This window comes from Novosphingobium decolorationis, assembly GCF_018417475.1.
Lineage (GTDB): Bacteria > Pseudomonadota > Alphaproteobacteria > Sphingomonadales > Sphingomonadaceae > Novosphingobium > Novosphingobium decolorationis.
This window is the reverse complement of record NZ_CP054856.1, coordinates 1,775,864-1,791,858: the sequence shown is the minus strand read 5'-3', so window position 1 is coordinate 1,791,858 and position 15,995 is coordinate 1,775,864. Positions and strand designations below refer to the sequence as shown.

Sequence of the window (15,995 nt, the reverse complement as noted above, 5' to 3'; positions counted from 1 at the left end):
GTGCCTTTCAACGCAGCAGCGCATGGACCAGCCAGACCACGGCCACGATCATCGGCGCGCCCGCGAGATCGAGCCAGAAGCCCGCCTTCACCATGCTGGGAAGCGCGATCCGACCTGTCGCCCAGGCAATCGCGTTGGGCCCCGTGCCCGAGGGCAGCATGAAGCCCCAGCTGGCCGCAAGCGCGGCAGGCATTGCCAGCAGCAGAGGATCGGCGCCCAGCGCGACGGTGAGGCTGGCGACGACCGGCATGATGCCGCTTGCCGTTGCGACGTTGCTGGCAAACTCGGTGATGAGGATCACCATCGCGGTGATGGCGAGGGCCACGAGGGGCAGCGGGACCGCCGAAAGCGGGAGGAGCGAACGGCCCAGCCAATCGTCGAGCCCCGAGGCGCCCATCCCGGCCGCGAGGGCCAGCCCTCCGCCGAACATCATGATGACATCCCAGGGCGCGCGGTTGGCTTCCTCCCAGCTCAGAAGCGCGCGGCCGGTACCGTCGGGGAGGAGGAAGAGAAGCAGGCTGCTCCCGATGGCGATGGTGCCATCGGTCAGCGCCTCTGCGGGAAGGAAGGGACGGAGCAGCGGGCTTGTCATCCACAGCGTGAAGGCGAGGGCAACAAGCGGGAGGAGGCGGCGCTCGGCGCTCGACCAGCGGGGCTCCACGCCAATCGCACGCCGCGCCGATGCGAAAGGTGCCGGTGGCGGCGCCTTGCACGCGCGCAATGATCCACGCAGCCATCGGAATGCCCAGGACCACGGCGGGCACGCCGATGAGGCTCCAGGTCGCAAAGCTGATCTTTACCCCGATCATCGAATCGAGAAGGGCAATGGCAATCGCGTTGGTGGGCGATCCCACGAGCGTGCCGAGGCCCCCGATGGACGCGGCAAAGGCAATCCCCATCGGCAGCGCGCCCGACAGGCCGCGCGTATCCTCGCTCTTCATGCCGCCCGCTTCCAGCACAGCGACGGCCATCGGCATCATGATGAGCGTGGTCGAGGTGTTCGAAATCGCCATGGAGAGGAGCGCGGCGGCAATCATGAAGGCCAGCAGCAGGCGCTGCGCCCCGCCCCCACTGCCGAGCCGGTCCAGGAGCGCGAGCGCAAGGCGCCGGTGCAGTCCGGTGCGCTCGATGGCAAGCGCCAGGAAGGCCCCGCCCAGGATCAGGAACAGCGTGGGCGAGTAGTAGGCCGAGGCTGTCTCCCCCGCGCTCATTATCCCGGCAAAGGGCAGCACCAGGAAGGGCAGGAGCGCGGTGGCGGTGAGGGGAATGGCCTGGGTCATCCACCAGGTCGCCATCCAGGCGACGAGCCCCGCCACGATCCAGGGGGCCTGCGCCATGCCGCCGGGCGGCGGCGCGATGAGGACCGCGCCAAACAGCAGCGGTCCTGCGATGCGTCCGATTGTCCGGCTGTTCACCCTTGCCGCTCCCCTCTAACCCCGCGTGCGGCCCTTCGTGGGCCTGTCACAGGACGCAGCCTAGCCCCGAAGGGCGCCTCAAGGCGAGAGGGAATGCGGCCGGATCAGACCATCGTTTCGGGGCGCACCACGCGGTCGAAGGTTTCCGCATCGACAAGGCCGAGTTCGAGCGCGGCGGCGCGCAGGGTGAGGCCCTTTTCGTGCGCGTGCTTGGCGATCTTTGCGGCCTTGTCGTAGCCGATCTCGGGGGCCAGCGCGGTCACCAGCATGAGCGAGTTGGACACCAGTTCGGCGATGCGTGCGCGGTTGGGCTCGATCCCCTCCACGCAGCGGGTGGTGAAGCTCTCCATGCCCACGCTCAGCAGGTGAAGCGAGCGCATCACCGCCGCCCCGATCATGGGCTTGAAGACATTGAGCTCGAATGCGCCCTGCAGACCGCCCACGGTGATCGCCTGGTGGTTGCCGATGACCTGCGCGGCGACCATCGTCAGCATCTCGCACTGGGTGGGATTGACCTTGCCGGGCATGATCGAGCTGCCCGGTTCGTTAGCGGGCAGCTCGATCTCGCCCAGCCCCGAACGCGGGCCCGAGCCCAGCCAGCGGATGTCGTTGGCGATCTTGGTGAGCGCGACCGCCAGCGTGTTGAGTCGTCCCGAAAACTCGACGAGGGTGTCGTGGCTCGCCAGCGCCTCGAACGGGTTGGGCGCGGCGTGGAAGGGCAGGCCGGTCAGCTCGGCAAGTTCGGCCGCGACGTCCTTGCCGAAGCCTTCGGGCGCGTTGAGGCCCGTGCCGACCGCGGTGCCACCGATGGCAAGGCGGCACAGGCCATGCTCGATCATCGGCAGGGTCCTTGTGCGGGCAAGCCGCAGCTGGGTGTAGTAGCCGGAAAATTCCTGCCCCAGCGTAACGGGCGTCGCGTCCTGGAGGTGGGTGCGGCCGATCTTGACGATGTCCGACCAGCGCTCCGCCTTGGCGAGGAGGGCGCCCTCCAGTGTCTCGAGCGCGGGGATCAGCGTGTCCTGCGCGGCGCGAGCTGCGGCGACATGCATGGCGGTGGGGAAGCTGTCGTTCGAGGACTGGCCCTTGTTGACGTGGTCGTTGGGGTGGACGGGGCTCTTGCCGCCACGCGTGCCGGTCAGGATCTCGTTGGCGCGGCCCGCGATCACCTCGTTGACGTTCATGTTGGTCTGGGTGCCACTGCCCGTCTGCCAGATGACGAGGGGGAACTGGTCGTCGAGCTGCCCTGCGACAACCTCGGAGGCGGCCTGTTCGATGGCCTCGGCGAGGGCGTCGTCGAGGCCATGGCGGCGGTTGACCCGGGCGGCGGCCTGCTTGACCAGCGCCATGGCGTGGACGATCGCGATGGGCATGCGCTCGGTCTCGCCGAAGGGGAAGTTGGCGATGCTGCGCTGGGTCTGGGCGCCCCAGTAGGCGTCCTGCGGCACGGCGATTTCGCCGAGACTGTCGCTTTCCATGCGGGTTTTCATGGGGATGGGCTCCTTGGTGGTGGCGCGGGTGGGGTCCCCTCAAGGTAGGGAGCCTTCGCGCGATTGCACGGGGGCCCAAAAAAAGCCCCCGCGGCGCAAAGGCGCTGCAGGGGCTGAAAAGGTCGTCAGAGTCTGAGGGAATTTCAGAAACTGATGACGGCCTACCGGCGGGTGTGATCGCTAACCAGTATAGCGCTCCAAAAAATCCGCACAGCGAATAAAAATCCGCGTTAACCCCTAATCGGAAAGGCACTCGGGGTGCATCCAAGTCGGGGAGAGGCGGCTCAGGCTGTCCGGGGTTCCCCTGCCGGGTGGGCCGAGGCCCGGGGCTGCGCAGCCTCGGGGGCCGGGGTGAACGAGGTCGGGTAACGGCCGAGCGCGAAAGTAATCGCGACCGAGAACAGGAGCAGTGCGATCGAGAGGATGATCTCGGGCTGGTAGCTTCCGAACCGGTCGTACATGGCGCCGTAGAAGGCTGGCGCGAATCCTGCGCCAAGCCCGAAGGCGGCGTACTGGATGCCGTAGAGCTCGCTGAAGTGCTTCTGGCCGAAATAACGGGCGGTCATGTAGGCAACCAGATCGAACTCGGCACCGGCCACCAGGCCCAGCGTGACGACCGAGGCGACCATGACCGGCACGGTGAGCCCCGGATTGGCGAGCAGAACGAGCGCGAAGGTCGCCGGGATGACGAGCAGGGCGCAGACCAGCGGCGCCCAGATCCGGTCGAGCAGGAAGCCTGAGAGAATACGGCCCGCCGTCACGCTGATTGCCAGTGCGGCGAGCGCGGAGGCGGCGGTGGAATTGTCCACGCCGCGGTCGAGCAACAGCGGGAAGAGGTTGGGCAGAAGGCCGCTGACACCGAAGGCAAGGGCCATCGAACCGACAGCCAGAACCCAGAAGCGATAGCCGCGCAGGGCCTGGCGAACGGCAATGCCGGTCTGAGGAAGGGCTTCGCTGGCGGTGCGGGCCCGCGCTTCGGGCAGGCGCAGCCAGGCAAAGAGGACTGGCAGCGCGAACACCAGCGGCAGGGCGGCGAGGAGCAGGTAACCCCCGCGCCAGCCGAACGCCTCCAGGGCGGCGTTGAGCAGGAACGGGATCGCCGCGCCGGTGGCACCGGTCGAGGCGAGCGCGAGACCCAGCGCCAGGCCGCGCGACTGCGTGAACCAGGCGTTGATGACCTTGGCGTAGGTCATCGGCAGGGTGCCCAGCGAAATGACGGCAAGCACCGCCCAGGCGGCATAGAACGTCAGGAGCTGGCCGCCGATGAGCGCGATGAGCAGCTGGGCAAGGCCCAGGCCTGCCGTCGAGACAAGCGCGACCTTGCGCGGCCCCAGCCGGTCCACAAGACGCCCGACATAGGCGCCCAGGAAGACCAGCGCGATGGGCGCGAGCATCAGCGTGCCCAGGATATCGGCGCGCGACCACCCGAATTCACCTTCGAGCGCGGTCGCCATGATGCCCGAGGTGTAGGGCGCGATGGGGGAGAGACCCAGGCCCAAGCCAAAGGCGCAGGCGACCAGAGGCCGCCACCCTGCGCGGAATTCGGCGAGGCTGCCTGGCTGTGCGTCGGAGCTTTGGTGTTCCGCACTATTCATTGTTCAACTTCACCCTTGTCGGCCGTGTGTGAGCGGGGTGTCTCCCCGGGGGGCAGAGGTGGCGGGGCCACCGTTCGGCAGGCAGGGAGGCTACCTGAGCTACCTTGTGGGACGAGCCTGACCGGGCAAAACATCCGCGATCCGAACAAAGGTCTGTCCGAGGTTCGATCATTTCCCGGCATTGCGGTCTCTTGGGGGCATGACCAAGGACCTCTCCTCCACGCCAGAACCGGCCCGGACCTGTGCCCAATACCTGGCCCAGGGTATCTGCGAATCCGGCACCGAGACGGTGTTTGCCCTCGCCGGGGCGACTCACGCTCCGCTTCTGTTCGCGCTGGAAGAGCGGGGCGTTTCCATCGTTGGCGGCCGCCACGAAAGCGGGACCGTGGGCGGGGCCGATGGCTATGTCCGCCGCTCGGGCCGCACCGGCTTTGCGCTGATCGTGGCCGAGCAGGGGCTGGCCAACGCGATGACCGCGCTGATGACCGCCGCGCAGGCCGAAAGTCCACTGGTAGTGATCGCGACGCGCTTTCCCGACAGCTGGGTCGAACCCTCCGTGCCTTATGCCGTCGACCGTCACGAGATGACCGCCCCCTATCTCAAGTTCAGCCGCACGGTACCCTCACCCGACCGGCTGGGCGAGTATTTCCACGCGGCGATGAAGGCGGCCAATGAAGGCGTGCCCGGCCCGGCCCTGCTTGTGCTGCCGCTTGATTTCCTGACGCGCGAGACCACGAGCACGCCGCGCGCGCCGGTCACGGTGCCCACGCTGCCCGGGGCGCACGACGCGCAGGTCGCGGCGATGGCCCGGATGCTGGCCGAAGCCCGCCGTCCGATCATCGTGACCGACAACCGGGCGGCCCTCTCGCCGTGCGGGGAGGCCTTGCAGGCGCTGGCGGGCATGGGTGTGCCGGTCCTGGGCAATGGCCTTGGGCGCGGGCTCGTCCCCGAGGTTGCGCCGACCGGCTATCCCTGGCCTTACGCCCAGCGCGCCGCGTGCGAGGCGGACCTGGTGCTGGTGGTCGGCGCGCGGTTGAACATGTGGTTCGGCTATGGCCTGGCGCCGCGCTTCGCGCCGGAGGCCCGCTTTATCCATCTCGACACCAGCGCCGAGGCTATCGGGCGCAATGTCCCTGTCGAACTCGCCGTACTGGCCGATCCGGCGCGCACGCTGACAGCGCTTGGCGAAACCTTGCAGGCGCAGGATTTCCACCGCGATCCGAGCTGGATCGCACAGGCCCTGGAGCCCCGGGCGGCGCGCGTGGAGGCGTTGCTCGCCGATTATGGCGAGGGCCTGCATCCCGCCTCCATCGGCGCCGCGCTCGACCGCATCCTGCCGCGCGAGCGGGTGCTGGTCTGCGATGGCGCGGATTCGATGAACTTCACCCACGCCTGCATGCGGGTCCACACCCCCCGCTCCTATGCCGACCTGCTGCCCTTTGGCGCGATGGGGGCGGCCTTTCCGCTGGCCATTGGCATGGCGGCGGCCGAGGCCGAAGCCGCGCGGCGCGAAGCGCGCGATCCGGTGCCCGTTGCGCTTGTGACAGGCGATGGTTCGCTGGGCTTCTTCCTGGCCGAACTGGACACTGCGGCGCGCTCGGGTCTGCCGCTCCTCGTCCTCGTCTCGAACGATGGCAAATGGGGCACCGAGTACCACGGCCAGAAGCTGGCCTACGGGCGCGCGATCAACACCGACCTGGGCCAGTCCGACTACGCCGCCATTGCGCGCGCCTTTGGCGGACATGGCGAAAGCGTGGAGACGCGAGGTGAGCTCGATGCCGCGCTCGCCGAGGCGCTGGTGCGCAGGGGCCCAAGCCTCATCGACGTGCGCGTCGATCCGGAAGGCGGGCGCATCCGCAAGACCGAGCCGCTGCTGGGAATGGTCCTGTTCGAGGACATTCCTGGTCATCGAGTGGCCGGGGCACTGAGGGCCCCACTTTCAGCACCACTATCAAGATAATGACTTCGGGGAAGAAAGACATGACCAAGGCTTCCAGATGGCTGCTGGCCGGAACCGCGATGCTGACCGCATCGCCCGCGCTGGCGCAGGAACCGGCCGCGCCCGCTGAAACCAGCGCGTATGGCAATGACATCGTCGTCACGGCCCAGCGTCGCGAAAGCTCGCTCCAGGAAACGCCGATCTCGGTGACGGCGCTTGGCGAACAGGCGCTGCAGGATCTCCAGATCCAGCGCACGGCCGACCTGCAGCGCGTGACGCCCAGCCTCAGCGTGGCGCAGGGCACCGTCGATCCCACCACGCTTACCATCTTCATGCGCGGCGCCGGGCAGAACGCGGGCACCTGGGTGGGCTACGAATCCGCGGTCGGCCTCTATATCGACGATCTGTACTTCGCGAGCCTGACGGGCGCGAACCTGGACCTGGCCGACCTTGAACGGATCGAGGTTCTGCGCGGGCCCCAGGGCACGCTCTATGGCCGCAACACGCTGACGGGCGCGATCAAGTACGTGACCAGGAAGCCGGACGGCTCGACTTTCGGCTCGCTGCAGGCCGAGGCGGGTGCCTACGACATGGTGCGCCTCAAGGGCACGGTCTCGACCGCGCTGTCCGACGACTGGGCGGTGCTTGCCAGCGGCAACTTCTACGACCGCGACGGCTATTTCAGCGCTCCGGCGCTGGATCGCGATGACTATGGCAAGGCGACCGAGTACGGCGGGCGCGTGGCGCTGGCCTATACCGGGGGCGGGCCCTTCGGGCTCAACGCCTCGGCCTTCTATTCGCGCGCGAAGAACGATGGATCGGTGGGTCTGGCCACCGACCCGGTGACGCTCGAGTCCGCAGCCTCCGATCCCTACACCTATGTCGGCCCGCTCGATGGCTACGGCGATGTCGAGACCTATGGCGGTGATCTCACGCTGAGCTACGAGGTGGGCGGGGCGACGATCAAGTCGATCACCGGCGTCGTGCGCAACGAGCAGGAGTTTCTGGCCGACACCACCGCCGGGCAGCCCACCAACACTGTCGATGGCCCCTATGCGCTGGGCTTCGACCGGCTGGAATCGGAAGCCGGGCGCACTCAGATCTCGCAGGAACTGCAGATCCTGGGCGATGCGGTCGGGGACCGGCTGCACTACATCGCCGGGCTCTACTACTTCCGCGAGAAGGGCCATCAGGGGCGGAGCGACTATCTCCTGAACCTCTATCAGTTGATGCCCCAGCTGGTCGACATGAAGACCACCAGTTACGCCGCCTATGGCCAGCTGACCTATGACCTGACGCCCACGCTCTCGGCAACGGCGGGCCTGCGCTACACGCACGAGACCAAGTCGGTCGAGGGTTACCAGCAGAACAACCTGACGACCGTGCCCGAGGACCGGACCTACGGCGCCATCGACGCGACCCGGAAGGCCAAATCCTGGACCCCCAAGTTCGGCCTCGAATGGCAGGCGACCCCGGATATCCTTGCCTATGCCAGCGTTTCGCGCGGCTTTCAGGCGGGTGGGTTCAACTACCTGGCGCTCGCCAATCCGACCAACTACGAGAACGGCTTCGACCCGCAGACCGTGTGGGCCTATGAAGTGGGACTCAAGACGACCTTCCTGGACGGCAAGGCGCATCTCAACCTTGCTGCCTACCGCAACGACTTCAGCGATATCCAGACCAACGTGATCGTGGCGGGCTCCTCGCTGACGCAGAACGCGGGTACGGCGCGGGTGCAGGGTATCGAGGGCGAGTTCGCCTATTCGCCGTTGCCGGGTTGGAACCTGTTTGCGTCGGGCTCCTACAACGACGACACGTACCGCGACATCGACCCGGCGAGTTCGGCTGCGTCCTCGGGCGCGACGCGGCTGCCCAACGTGCCGCACTGGCAGGGCAGTGCGGGCTTCTCGGGCCGGGTGCCCGACGAGAAGCTGGGCGACCTTCTGGTCGGGGCCGACTATTCGTACATGGGCGGCAAGTACCTTGGCGGCACCAACGCGCCGATCACCTACATGCCCGACTATGAACTCGTGAACGCCTACGTCGGCTGGGCGCCGCCGGTTGACAGCGATATCGAGTTGCGCTTCTCGGTCGCCAACCTCCTCAAGGAAGACTACTACGTCTACGGCAACGTGCTGGGGGCCTACGGCATTCGCAGCCCCGGCGATCCGCGGACCTGGAAGGTTTCGGTGAGGTTCAGCTATTAAGGACGTCCACGTGAGCAAATATCTGATTCTGATCGACTTCATCAACGACCTGACCAGCCATGACCCGATGGCCGGCGAGCTGGCCCGTCGCAACGTGGTGGCCAATGCGGCCAGCGTTCTGGAGAAGGCGCGCAAGGCCGGTGTCGCGGTCGGGCACGTCAGGGTCGCGTTCAGCGCCCCCGACCTGCCCGAGGCGCCCGAGCGTTCGCCGCTCTTCGCCAATTTCAAGGGTTCGGGCGCGCTGCAGCTGGGGACGCCGGGTGTCGATTTCGTGCCCGCGCTGACCCCGGCCGAGGGCGAAGCCATCATCCTCAAGCACCAGATCAGCCCGTTCTGGAAGACGATCCTTGATGAGGAACTCGAAAAGCACGGCGTGACCGAGCTCTACGTGACCGGCCTGTCGACCACGCTGGCGGTCAGCTCGACCGTGCGCGAAGCCCATGATCGCGGCCTTTCGGTCAAGGTCATTGCGGACGCCTGCTCGGCGGGGTCGCTCGAGGCGCACGAAGCCGAACTCCAGGCCTTCGGCGGTCTTTGCGAGATCACCGAGGCCGCCAAGGTCAGCTTCGCGGACTGAGGTCGTCGGCCCGCAAGGGCCGGTCTGGCATCCAGGAGAGGGCGTGGTTCCGCAAGGAGCCGCGCCCTTTTCTTGCGCTGGAGCACAGAGCAGGCGGTCCTCGCTATCCGCGATGCGGACAGATCATCCTCCGCTTTCCATCGTGATCTGCGACCTGGACCCGAATTTCCCTCCGCGATGCGGATGCTTTTACCCGCTGAAATTGTCCGACTGGTGATCGGGAACCTAGCCTCGGGAGTAACAAGAAAATCTACCCAGGGGGTTCACACGATGATCGGCAAGCTTCTCCAGACCTGTTCGCTTGGCTCAATGGCCGCGGCCGCGCTGTTCGCGCCGTCCGTGCAGGCGCAGGAGCGCCCGGCAGGAGCCTCGGCGGGCGGTGACATCGTGGTGACTGCGCGCCGCCGCGAGGAATCGCTCCAGGACATTCCGGTCGCGATCAACGTCGTCTCGCAGGACACCATCGCGCGCAAGGGCGTGCGCGACATGAACAGCGTTGCGGCTATGACTCCCGGGCTCCAGTTCGACACCGGTGCCTCGCCCGCCGACATTCGCCCCAGCCTTCGCGGCATTGCCCTGATTGAAGGCCGCTCCAACGTCGCCATGATCGTCGACGGCATCGACACCACGGGTGTCTCGCTCAACACGACCGTGGGCGGCGGCGGCAACCAGAACGCGACCGCGCTCATGGACATCGCGCGCATCGAGGTGGTGAAGGGCCCGCAGACGGTCTACTTCGGGCGCAGCGCCTTTGCCGGTGCCATCAGCTTCGTGAGCAAGGACCCCGAGTTCACGCCGGGGGGCACCTTCAACTTCGGCCTCGGCGCCTATGGCCAGCAGGAAGCCACCGCGCACGTCACCGGCCCCGTCATCGGCGATGTCGTCGCGGCCAAGCTTTCGGCGACGTACAGCAACTTTTCCGGTTTCTACAAGAATCCGGGCAACGGGCAGGGGCTCGATGCCAGCCGCAACTATGGCGTGGGCGGTACCGTGCTGATCGAGAGCGGCGCCTTCACCGGCAAGATCCGGGGCAGCTATCTCAACAGCAACGCCGGACCCGGCGCGGGCTACGTGATCCAGCGCCCGGATACCTCGCTTTATGGCGTGAACACGATCACCGAGGAGACCTTCGACCCCGACGAGGTCAACATGTCCTCGGACCACCGCTACGCCGGCAACAACTCCGAAACCTACCGCGGTGTCCTCGACCTGGAGTATGACTTCGGCAACGGCTTCGTGCTCAACTCGCTTTCGGGCTACAACCGCACCAAGGGACGGCTGGAGTTCGACTTCGACAAGGAGCCGCAGAATGTGCCGCAGGGCGTCGACCTGGGCGGCGGCATGGTCAATTGCCTCTCGATGGTCTGCGTGGGCATCTTCGACTTCGACAACGACCTGCAGCAGATCAGCTCGGACCTGCGCCTGAGCTACGATGGCGGGCCGATCCGCGCGATGGTGGGCGGCTATGTCTTCGACGAGAACTACGAGGAGGTCGACTTTTCGCGCTTCGTGGGCGCCCGGCCGTTCATCACCAGCACGCGCGAGAACATCGATGGCCGCGTCAACCGGCTGAACACCAACACCTATTCCGGTTTCGGCTCGGTCGAGTTCGACCTGTCCCGCGCGCTGACGGTGACGGGCGAACTGCGCTACAACCACGAGGTCATCTCGGCCGCGGCGACGACCGGGGTCAACCTCTTGTTCCTGACCGGCGCGAACGAGATCGACTTTCGCGGCAAGACCAGCTTCGATGCCTGGCTGCCGCGTGTGAGCGCAGCCTGGAAGGTCTCGCCCGACCTCAACATCTACGCGAGCGCGGCCAAGGGTTCCAAGCCGGGCGGCTTCAACACCGGACAGGTGCGCGATGACCTGCGCCCCTTCGGGCAGGAATCGATCTGGACGTACGAGCTGGGCGTGAAGGGCAGCCTCCTCAATGGCGATCTCAACTTCGAGGCCGACGTCTACTATTCGGACTGGTCGGACCTGCAGGTGACGACCGTGTGCTATGGCTCGCTCAGCGCGCAGGGGCCCGAGCCGGAATGCCCCAATTCCTCGGCGGTGACGCTCAACTACATCATCAATGCGGACAAGGCCGAGGTGAAGGGCGCCGAACTGGGCGTGAACGCGACCCCGTTCCACTGGCTGACACTGAGTGGCAGCTACGCCTACACCGATTCCACGTTCAAGGACTTCGCCGCGCGCGACGTCTTCCCCTCGCCCGCCGGGGTGGACCGCCAGTTCGGGGGCAACCGCGTCCCCCTCGTGCCGCGCCATTCGGCAACGGGCATGGTCCATATCGAGGCGCCGCTTACGGGCGAACTCGACGGTTTCATCGAGGGTACGGGGAACTACCGCAGTTCGCGCTTTGCGCGCTTCGACAACCGCGTGAAGCTGGACCAGAAGTTCACCGCCGATGCGCAGATCGGCCTCAAGGGCGGCAGCTGGACCGCGCTTGTCTACGTGAACAACATCTTCAACGATCTGACGCCCGACTTCAGCCGCTTCTGGGGCTCGTTCAACCCGTCCACCTCGAACGGCGAATACATCACCGCGCCCGCGCGCCGTACCGGGGGCATCCGCTTCATCAAGAACTTCTGAGTTTCTCTTTTCGGCCCGGGACCATGTCCCTCCCCGGGCCGGATCGGGATGTGCGAAGGGGCGCAGCGTCCGATGACGCTGCGCCCCTCTTAACGTGTGGGCCGTGTTCGCTCGCTCAGGGGTGAACGAGTTCGAGCCCGCCCGATACCGGCAGCGCCTGGCCGTGGATCCCGGCGGCGGCATCGGAGACGAGGAAGGCGACGAAGCGCCCCACCTCGTCGGGTGTGCCCACGCGTCCGATCGGGGTCTTGCCCTCGATCATCGCGCGGAACTGGCGTGCGCCGTCCTCGCCCAGGGAATCGGTCACGCTCTCGCTCCAGATCAGGCCCGGCTGGATGGCGTTGACGCGCACCTTGCGCTGCGCGGCCAGTTCCCGATCATAGCTTTGGCTAAGGCCGATCATCGCGGCCTTCGAGGCGCCATAGGCCGATCCCCCAAAGCCGGCCCGCATCCCTGCGACGCTCGCGACGTTGACGACCGAACCGCGCCCCTCCTCAAGAAGCGGGAGAAGGGCATCCATGCCCCTGCGGCACCCGCCGTAGTTGAGATGAACCAGGAAGCGCGGCACGTCCTCGTCAAGGTCTTCGATGGGCAGGTTCTTGGCCTCGCCTGCATTGTTGACGAGGCCGTGGAGTGCGCCCTGGGTCTCGCGAATGGTCGCAGCGGCGGCCTCCCAGGCCGAGGCGTCGGTCACGTCGAGGCGGATGAAGGCCCCGTCGCCTCCGGCTTCGCGCACGAGGGCCAGCGTTTCCTCGGCAAGGTTGGGCTTGCGCCCGCCCACGAAGACGAAACCGCCCTGGCGGCCGATCTCGATGGCGCTCGCCCGGCCGATCCCCGAGGTCGCCCCGGTAACGAGAAAAGCCTTTCCGGCGAGCGAGGTCGTGCCTTGCGCATCGGGCGCGGGCTCCAACGCGATGTCGGCGCCCGCGACGAAGCTCTCGCGCATATCGGTGAGCATCTGGAGGGCCGCGACGATCTGCGCAGGGGCCGTGCCGGGCGCAAGGATCAACCGGTTCGAGCGCAGGTGGACATCGCGCCGGGAGGCATCGAGCATCGCCGACCAGGTGGCGTAGCGGATGCCGTTTGCGGCGGCATCGGCATCGATGGCGGCGGGGCCGTCTGCACGGCGAAGGAGGGTGATGAGCGCAGGTTCGCCTGGCGTGCAGAGCCGGTTGGCAAACTTCGCGGTGAGCCAGGCCGAGAGGATTTCCTCCTCGACACCGTCCGGGCCTGTCCCGCCACGCGGGCAATGGACGATGGTGTCGAAGCGCAGTCCTTGCGCCTCGGCCTTGGTGGCAAAGTCCTCCCAGGAGGCCTGGTCCGGCAGGCCCGTGTCGAGGATGGTGAGGTCATGGTCGGCAAGCGCGGTTGCCGCGTGGACACCTTCCGGGCTCGCGGCGTTGAGGATGAGGGCCTTCTTCACAGGCCCACCGGTCCGCCGAAATTGACGTAGGCCAGCGTCGGTTCTGCGGCCTCCAGCGTGTTGATGCGATCTTGGGCCGGGTAGAAGAAATAGGCGCGGCCGGGCGCAGCCGCTCCGCCGTCAACGCCGATGGCGCCTGAGATCGCGAAGATCTCCAGGTAGTGGGGCAGGGCAGCGGTCATCGATTGCCAGCCTGCTGGAAGGCGCACGAAGGCGCTGCCTTCGCCGGTCTCGGGATCGACGCTGAGAACGCGCGCCTCGACATCCGCGCCGAGAAAGCGGCTGGGCGCAAACCCGTCCAGCGCGGCGTCCTTCTCCAGCGCGACGGGCGCGCGCGGAGGCAGGGAACCTTCGGCAAGGTAGAGGTCGTCCTGCGCGGGTTCGGGGACGAAGTTGAAGTCGAGCTGGCGCCCGACGCGCGAGAGGAAGGTCGATTCCTCGGGCACGGTGCTGGCAAAGCCATGTACGGTGCGCGGCGGGTGGAACAGGTAGGCGCCCGCCTCGACCCAGTTGCGGCCATCGAAGCTGAAGCGGCCCGAGACGCCCAGCAGCTCCTCGTAGGTGTGGTGGTAGTGGGCGGTGTCGGGCGCGGTGTAGCCGTCGGCGGGCACCATGCGCTGGAGCGCGGTGCGCGCGCCCGTTTCTTCATCGCGGCTGAGCAGGCGGGAATAGAGTCCGGGCGGGCCGAGTGGCTCCCAGTCCAGTTCGTCCACCCTAAGATCGACTACGCGTGGCCTCATGACGGTCCTTCCGAAAAGCGTGTTCAGACCGGGAGGGTTTCAGATCGGCGGCGCGCCCTCCAGCAGGGTGCGGGCGAGCCTCCGCATGGCGGATGTCCGCACGGCAGGGGTTTGGTCCTGCGCCGTGCCGCGCGCAGTCTCGCGTGTCCCACCCGGTTGTGCAAGGATCGAACCGTGAGCGCTGAAGCCCCCCCCGAACTCGCCTACGATATCTCGCAGTGCGTCCACCGCGCGGACCTCGTGCCTGAAGCCCTGTCGCCCTGGGACGGCCCGGAATTGCCGGGCCTGGTCCTGCGCCGCCTCACCGACGGATCCTTGCGCAGCGCGCTGGCCACACCCGCGCAAGGCTGGCAGACGATGAGTGCACGGGCGGACGGGGCCCTGACCCAGCTCTTCGTGCTCGCAGGCCAGGTGCGGATCGGCGCAACGGTGCTTGGGCCCTACGGCTTCGCGGTGCTGCCCGGCGACCGGCCGCTGGAGGTGGAGGTGCTGGCCGACAGCGAGTGGATCTTCATCGTCGATGCGCCCGTCGAAGGTACCTCGCCCGAGCCGGTGCTGCACGCCGATTGCCGCGCGATCGATCCGTTCGTGCCGGTGATCGAGGGGCGCCGGCTCGACGGCTTCGAGCGCCGCGTCCTCTGGCTTGATCCGCGCAGCGGGGCGGATACGCGCCTGCTCAAGGTGCCGCCGCGTTTTGGCGGCGTGGGTGGGGGCAACTGGCACCCGGTTGAGGAGGAAATCTTCTGCATCGAGGGCGATATCCAGCCCGACGACACCCGGCCCATGCGGGCAGGCTCGTTCCTGTGGAACCCGGCCCGCTCGATCCACGGATTCAATGAGCGGACCGAGGGGGGCTGCATGCTCCTGGAATGGCACGACGGGCCCTGGGACCTGCACCTGGCTTAAACGAAAACGCCCCGGCGGGATGGCCGGGGCGTTTCGTGTTCGGACTTCGTCCGCAACTATGGGGTCAGGCTCAGTCCTTTGCCCACTTGCGTTCGAACTCCCAGACCTTGTCGAAGCCGATCAGTTCGCAGAACTCCTTGAAGTCGAAGAGTTCGGGGCCCTCGAGGCTGGTGCCGGTTTCCTTGAGGCGCTGCAGCGAAACCTCGACCGCGCGCGCGGCGACCAGCGAGGTCATGGCCGGGAAGATAGCCAGCTTGAAGCCAAGCTCCTCCAGTTCGCTGACCGGACGGATCGGGGTCAGGCCGCCATCGGCCATGTTGGCGAGCATCGGCGTGTCGATGGTCTGGCAGATACGGCGCATGTCGTCGGTGTTGGTCAGCGCCTCGGGGAAGAGGATGTCGGCGCCCGCTTCGGCAAAGGCGCCCATGCGGTCTTCCACGGCGTTGTAGCCACCGCTCTGCATCACGTCGGTGCGGGCGATGATGAGGAACTTTTCGTCCTTGCGCGCGTCGCAGGCGACCTTGATCTTCTCGACCATGTCCGCGACCGGGATCACGCGCTTGAAGGGCGTATGGCCGCACTTCTTGGGGAATTCCTGGTCCTCGATCTGCATCGCGGCCACGCCCGCCTTCTCATAGGCAAGGACGGTGTGGTGCACGTTGAGCAGGCCGCCAAAGCCGGTGTCGGCGTCCGCAATGACCGGGGTCTTGGCGCTCTCGACCAGCTTTTCCATGCGGTCGACCATCTGCGTGACCGAGGCAATGCCCGCATCGGGCAGGCCCAGGCCGCTGGCGGTCAGCCAGTAGCCGCTGCCGTAGACGGCATCGAAGCCGACCTTGCGCGCGATGACCGCGGTGATCATGTCCTGAATGCCGGGGGCCGTGACGAACTGGCCGGACTTGACCATGTCGTAGAGGCGGGTGTCCTGCATCGTGTCTTCCTTTATCTTCGCTCTGCCCGGACACGACGCAAGGGCACGGCGCGAGGGCAGGAAACAGGGGCGTGGCTTTGCACTTCGGCTGCGGTTTCGCAGGATGCGCCACAACCGGGATAGGGCAGTCTATCCGTATTGCGGATGAGACGGGACGCGCGCGATGGTCAAGGGCGG

The 15,995-nt window shown here is 67.0% G+C and carries 12 protein-coding genes and 1 pseudogene; 6 read left to right on the top strand and 7 right to left on the bottom strand.

From position 1 onward, the window contains the following. Positions 1–7: 7 nt before the first annotated feature. Positions 8–661: an SLC13 family permease gene (locus HT578_RS22475; protein ID WP_338422176.1), complete on the bottom strand. Its 654-nt coding sequence runs from the start codon at positions 659–661 to the stop codon at positions 8–10. Between the two features lie 103 nt (positions 662–764). Next, a pseudogene (locus tag HT578_RS22470) lies at positions 765–1,337 on the bottom strand (SLC13 family permease); the annotation flags it as partial. Here HT578_RS22470 and HT578_RS22465 point away from each other — a divergent pair. Then, complete coding sequence (locus tag HT578_RS22465; RefSeq protein WP_213504558.1) at positions 1,258–1,434, top strand: hypothetical protein; 177 nt, start codon at positions 1,258–1,260, stop codon at positions 1,432–1,434. The pseudogene HT578_RS22470 and the gene HT578_RS22465 sit on opposite strands and share 80 nt — an antisense overlap. Positions 1,435–1,519: 85 nt before the next feature. On the opposite strand, the gene fumC is transcribed toward HT578_RS22465, so the two are convergent. Together fumC and HT578_RS08075 are read right to left on the bottom strand one after the other, a co-directional pair. Then, positions 1,520–2,902, bottom strand: a complete 1,383-nt coding sequence (fumC, locus tag HT578_RS08080) for a class II fumarate hydratase (protein WP_213503591.1) — start codon at positions 2,900–2,902, stop codon at positions 1,520–1,522. Positions 2,903–3,186: 284 nt separating this feature from the next. Then, a complete protein-coding gene (locus tag HT578_RS08075) occupies positions 3,187–4,497 on the bottom strand; it encodes an MFS transporter (RefSeq protein WP_213503590.1) in 1,311 nt (436 codons plus the stop codon). A 199-nt stretch (positions 4,498–4,696) separates the two neighbouring features. Here HT578_RS08075 and HT578_RS08070 point away from each other — a divergent pair, with 199 nt between their 5' ends. The 4 genes from HT578_RS08070 to HT578_RS08055 all read left to right on the top strand — a co-directional run bounded on the left by HT578_RS08070 (position 4,697) and on the right by HT578_RS08055 (position 11,818). After that, complete coding sequence (locus tag HT578_RS08070; protein WP_213503589.1) at positions 4,697–6,457, top strand: thiamine pyrophosphate-binding protein; 1,761 nt, start codon at positions 4,697–4,699, stop codon at positions 6,455–6,457. Positions 6,458–6,477: 20 nt separating this feature from the next. Then, the gene (locus HT578_RS08065; RefSeq protein WP_213503588.1) at positions 6,478–8,643 is read left to right on the top strand and encodes a TonB-dependent receptor; all 2,166 of its coding nucleotides are present in this window, start codon (positions 6,478–6,480) and stop codon (positions 8,641–8,643) included. Positions 8,644–8,653: 10 nt separating this feature from the next. Further along, the gene (locus HT578_RS08060) at positions 8,654–9,220 is read left to right on the top strand and encodes a cysteine hydrolase family protein (RefSeq protein WP_213503587.1); all 567 of its coding nucleotides are present in this window, start codon (positions 8,654–8,656) and stop codon (positions 9,218–9,220) included. 270 nt (positions 9,221–9,490) lie between these two features. After that, on the top strand, positions 9,491–11,818 hold the full coding sequence (locus tag HT578_RS08055; RefSeq protein ID WP_213503586.1) for a TonB-dependent receptor: 2,328 nt from the start codon (positions 9,491–9,493) through the stop codon (positions 11,816–11,818). 115 nt (positions 11,819–11,933) lie between these two features. Here HT578_RS08055 and HT578_RS08050 read toward each other — a convergent pair whose 3' ends face one another. Both HT578_RS08050 and HT578_RS08045 read right to left on the bottom strand, forming a co-directional pair. After that, positions 11,934–13,241, bottom strand: coding sequence for an SDR family NAD(P)-dependent oxidoreductase (locus HT578_RS08050; protein WP_213503585.1), 1,308 nt, complete (start codon positions 13,239–13,241; stop codon positions 11,934–11,936). Further along, on the bottom strand, positions 13,238–13,981 hold the full coding sequence (locus tag HT578_RS08045) for a cupin domain-containing protein (RefSeq protein ID WP_213503584.1): 744 nt from the start codon (positions 13,979–13,981) through the stop codon (positions 13,238–13,240). Before HT578_RS08045 ends, HT578_RS08050 begins: the two co-directional genes overlap by 4 nt. Positions 13,982–14,155: 174 nt before the next feature. On the opposite strand from HT578_RS08045, the gene HT578_RS08040 reads away from it, so the two are divergent. Beyond that, complete coding sequence (locus tag HT578_RS08040) at positions 14,156–14,887, top strand: cupin domain-containing protein (RefSeq protein ID WP_213503583.1); 732 nt, start codon at positions 14,156–14,158, stop codon at positions 14,885–14,887. Positions 14,888–14,957: 70 nt separating this feature from the next. Here HT578_RS08040 and HT578_RS08035 read toward each other — a convergent pair whose 3' ends face one another. After that, entirely contained in the window at positions 14,958–15,818 is an 861-nt protein-coding gene (locus HT578_RS08035) for an isocitrate lyase/PEP mutase family protein (protein WP_213503582.1), read from the bottom strand. Positions 15,819–15,995: the final 177 nt, after the last annotated feature.

What these genes read in the sequence shown, in the direction of transcription:
- fumC (WP_213503591.1), bottom strand. Translation starts at nt 2,902, where the DNA reads ATGAAAACCCGCATGGAAAGCGACAGTCTCGGCGAAATCGCCGTGCCG.
- HT578_RS08070 (WP_213503589.1), top strand. Translation starts at nt 4,697, where the DNA reads ATGACCAAGGACCTCTCCTCCACGCCAGAACCGGCCCGGACCTGTGCC.
- HT578_RS08045 (WP_213503584.1), bottom strand. Translation starts at nt 13,981, where the DNA reads ATGAGGCCACGCGTAGTCGATCTTAGGGTGGACGAACTGGACTGGGAG.
- HT578_RS08065 (WP_213503588.1), top strand. Translation starts at nt 6,478, where the DNA reads ATGACCAAGGCTTCCAGATGGCTGCTGGCCGGAACCGCGATGCTGACC.
- HT578_RS08035 (WP_213503582.1), bottom strand. Translation starts at nt 15,818, where the DNA reads ATGCAGGACACCCGCCTCTACGACATGGTCAAGTCCGGCCAGTTCGTC.
- HT578_RS08055 (WP_213503586.1), top strand. Translation starts at nt 9,491, where the DNA reads ATGATCGGCAAGCTTCTCCAGACCTGTTCGCTTGGCTCAATGGCCGCG.
- HT578_RS08075 (WP_213503590.1), bottom strand. Translation starts at nt 4,497, where the DNA reads ATGAATAGTGCGGAACACCAAAGCTCCGACGCACAGCCAGGCAGCCTC.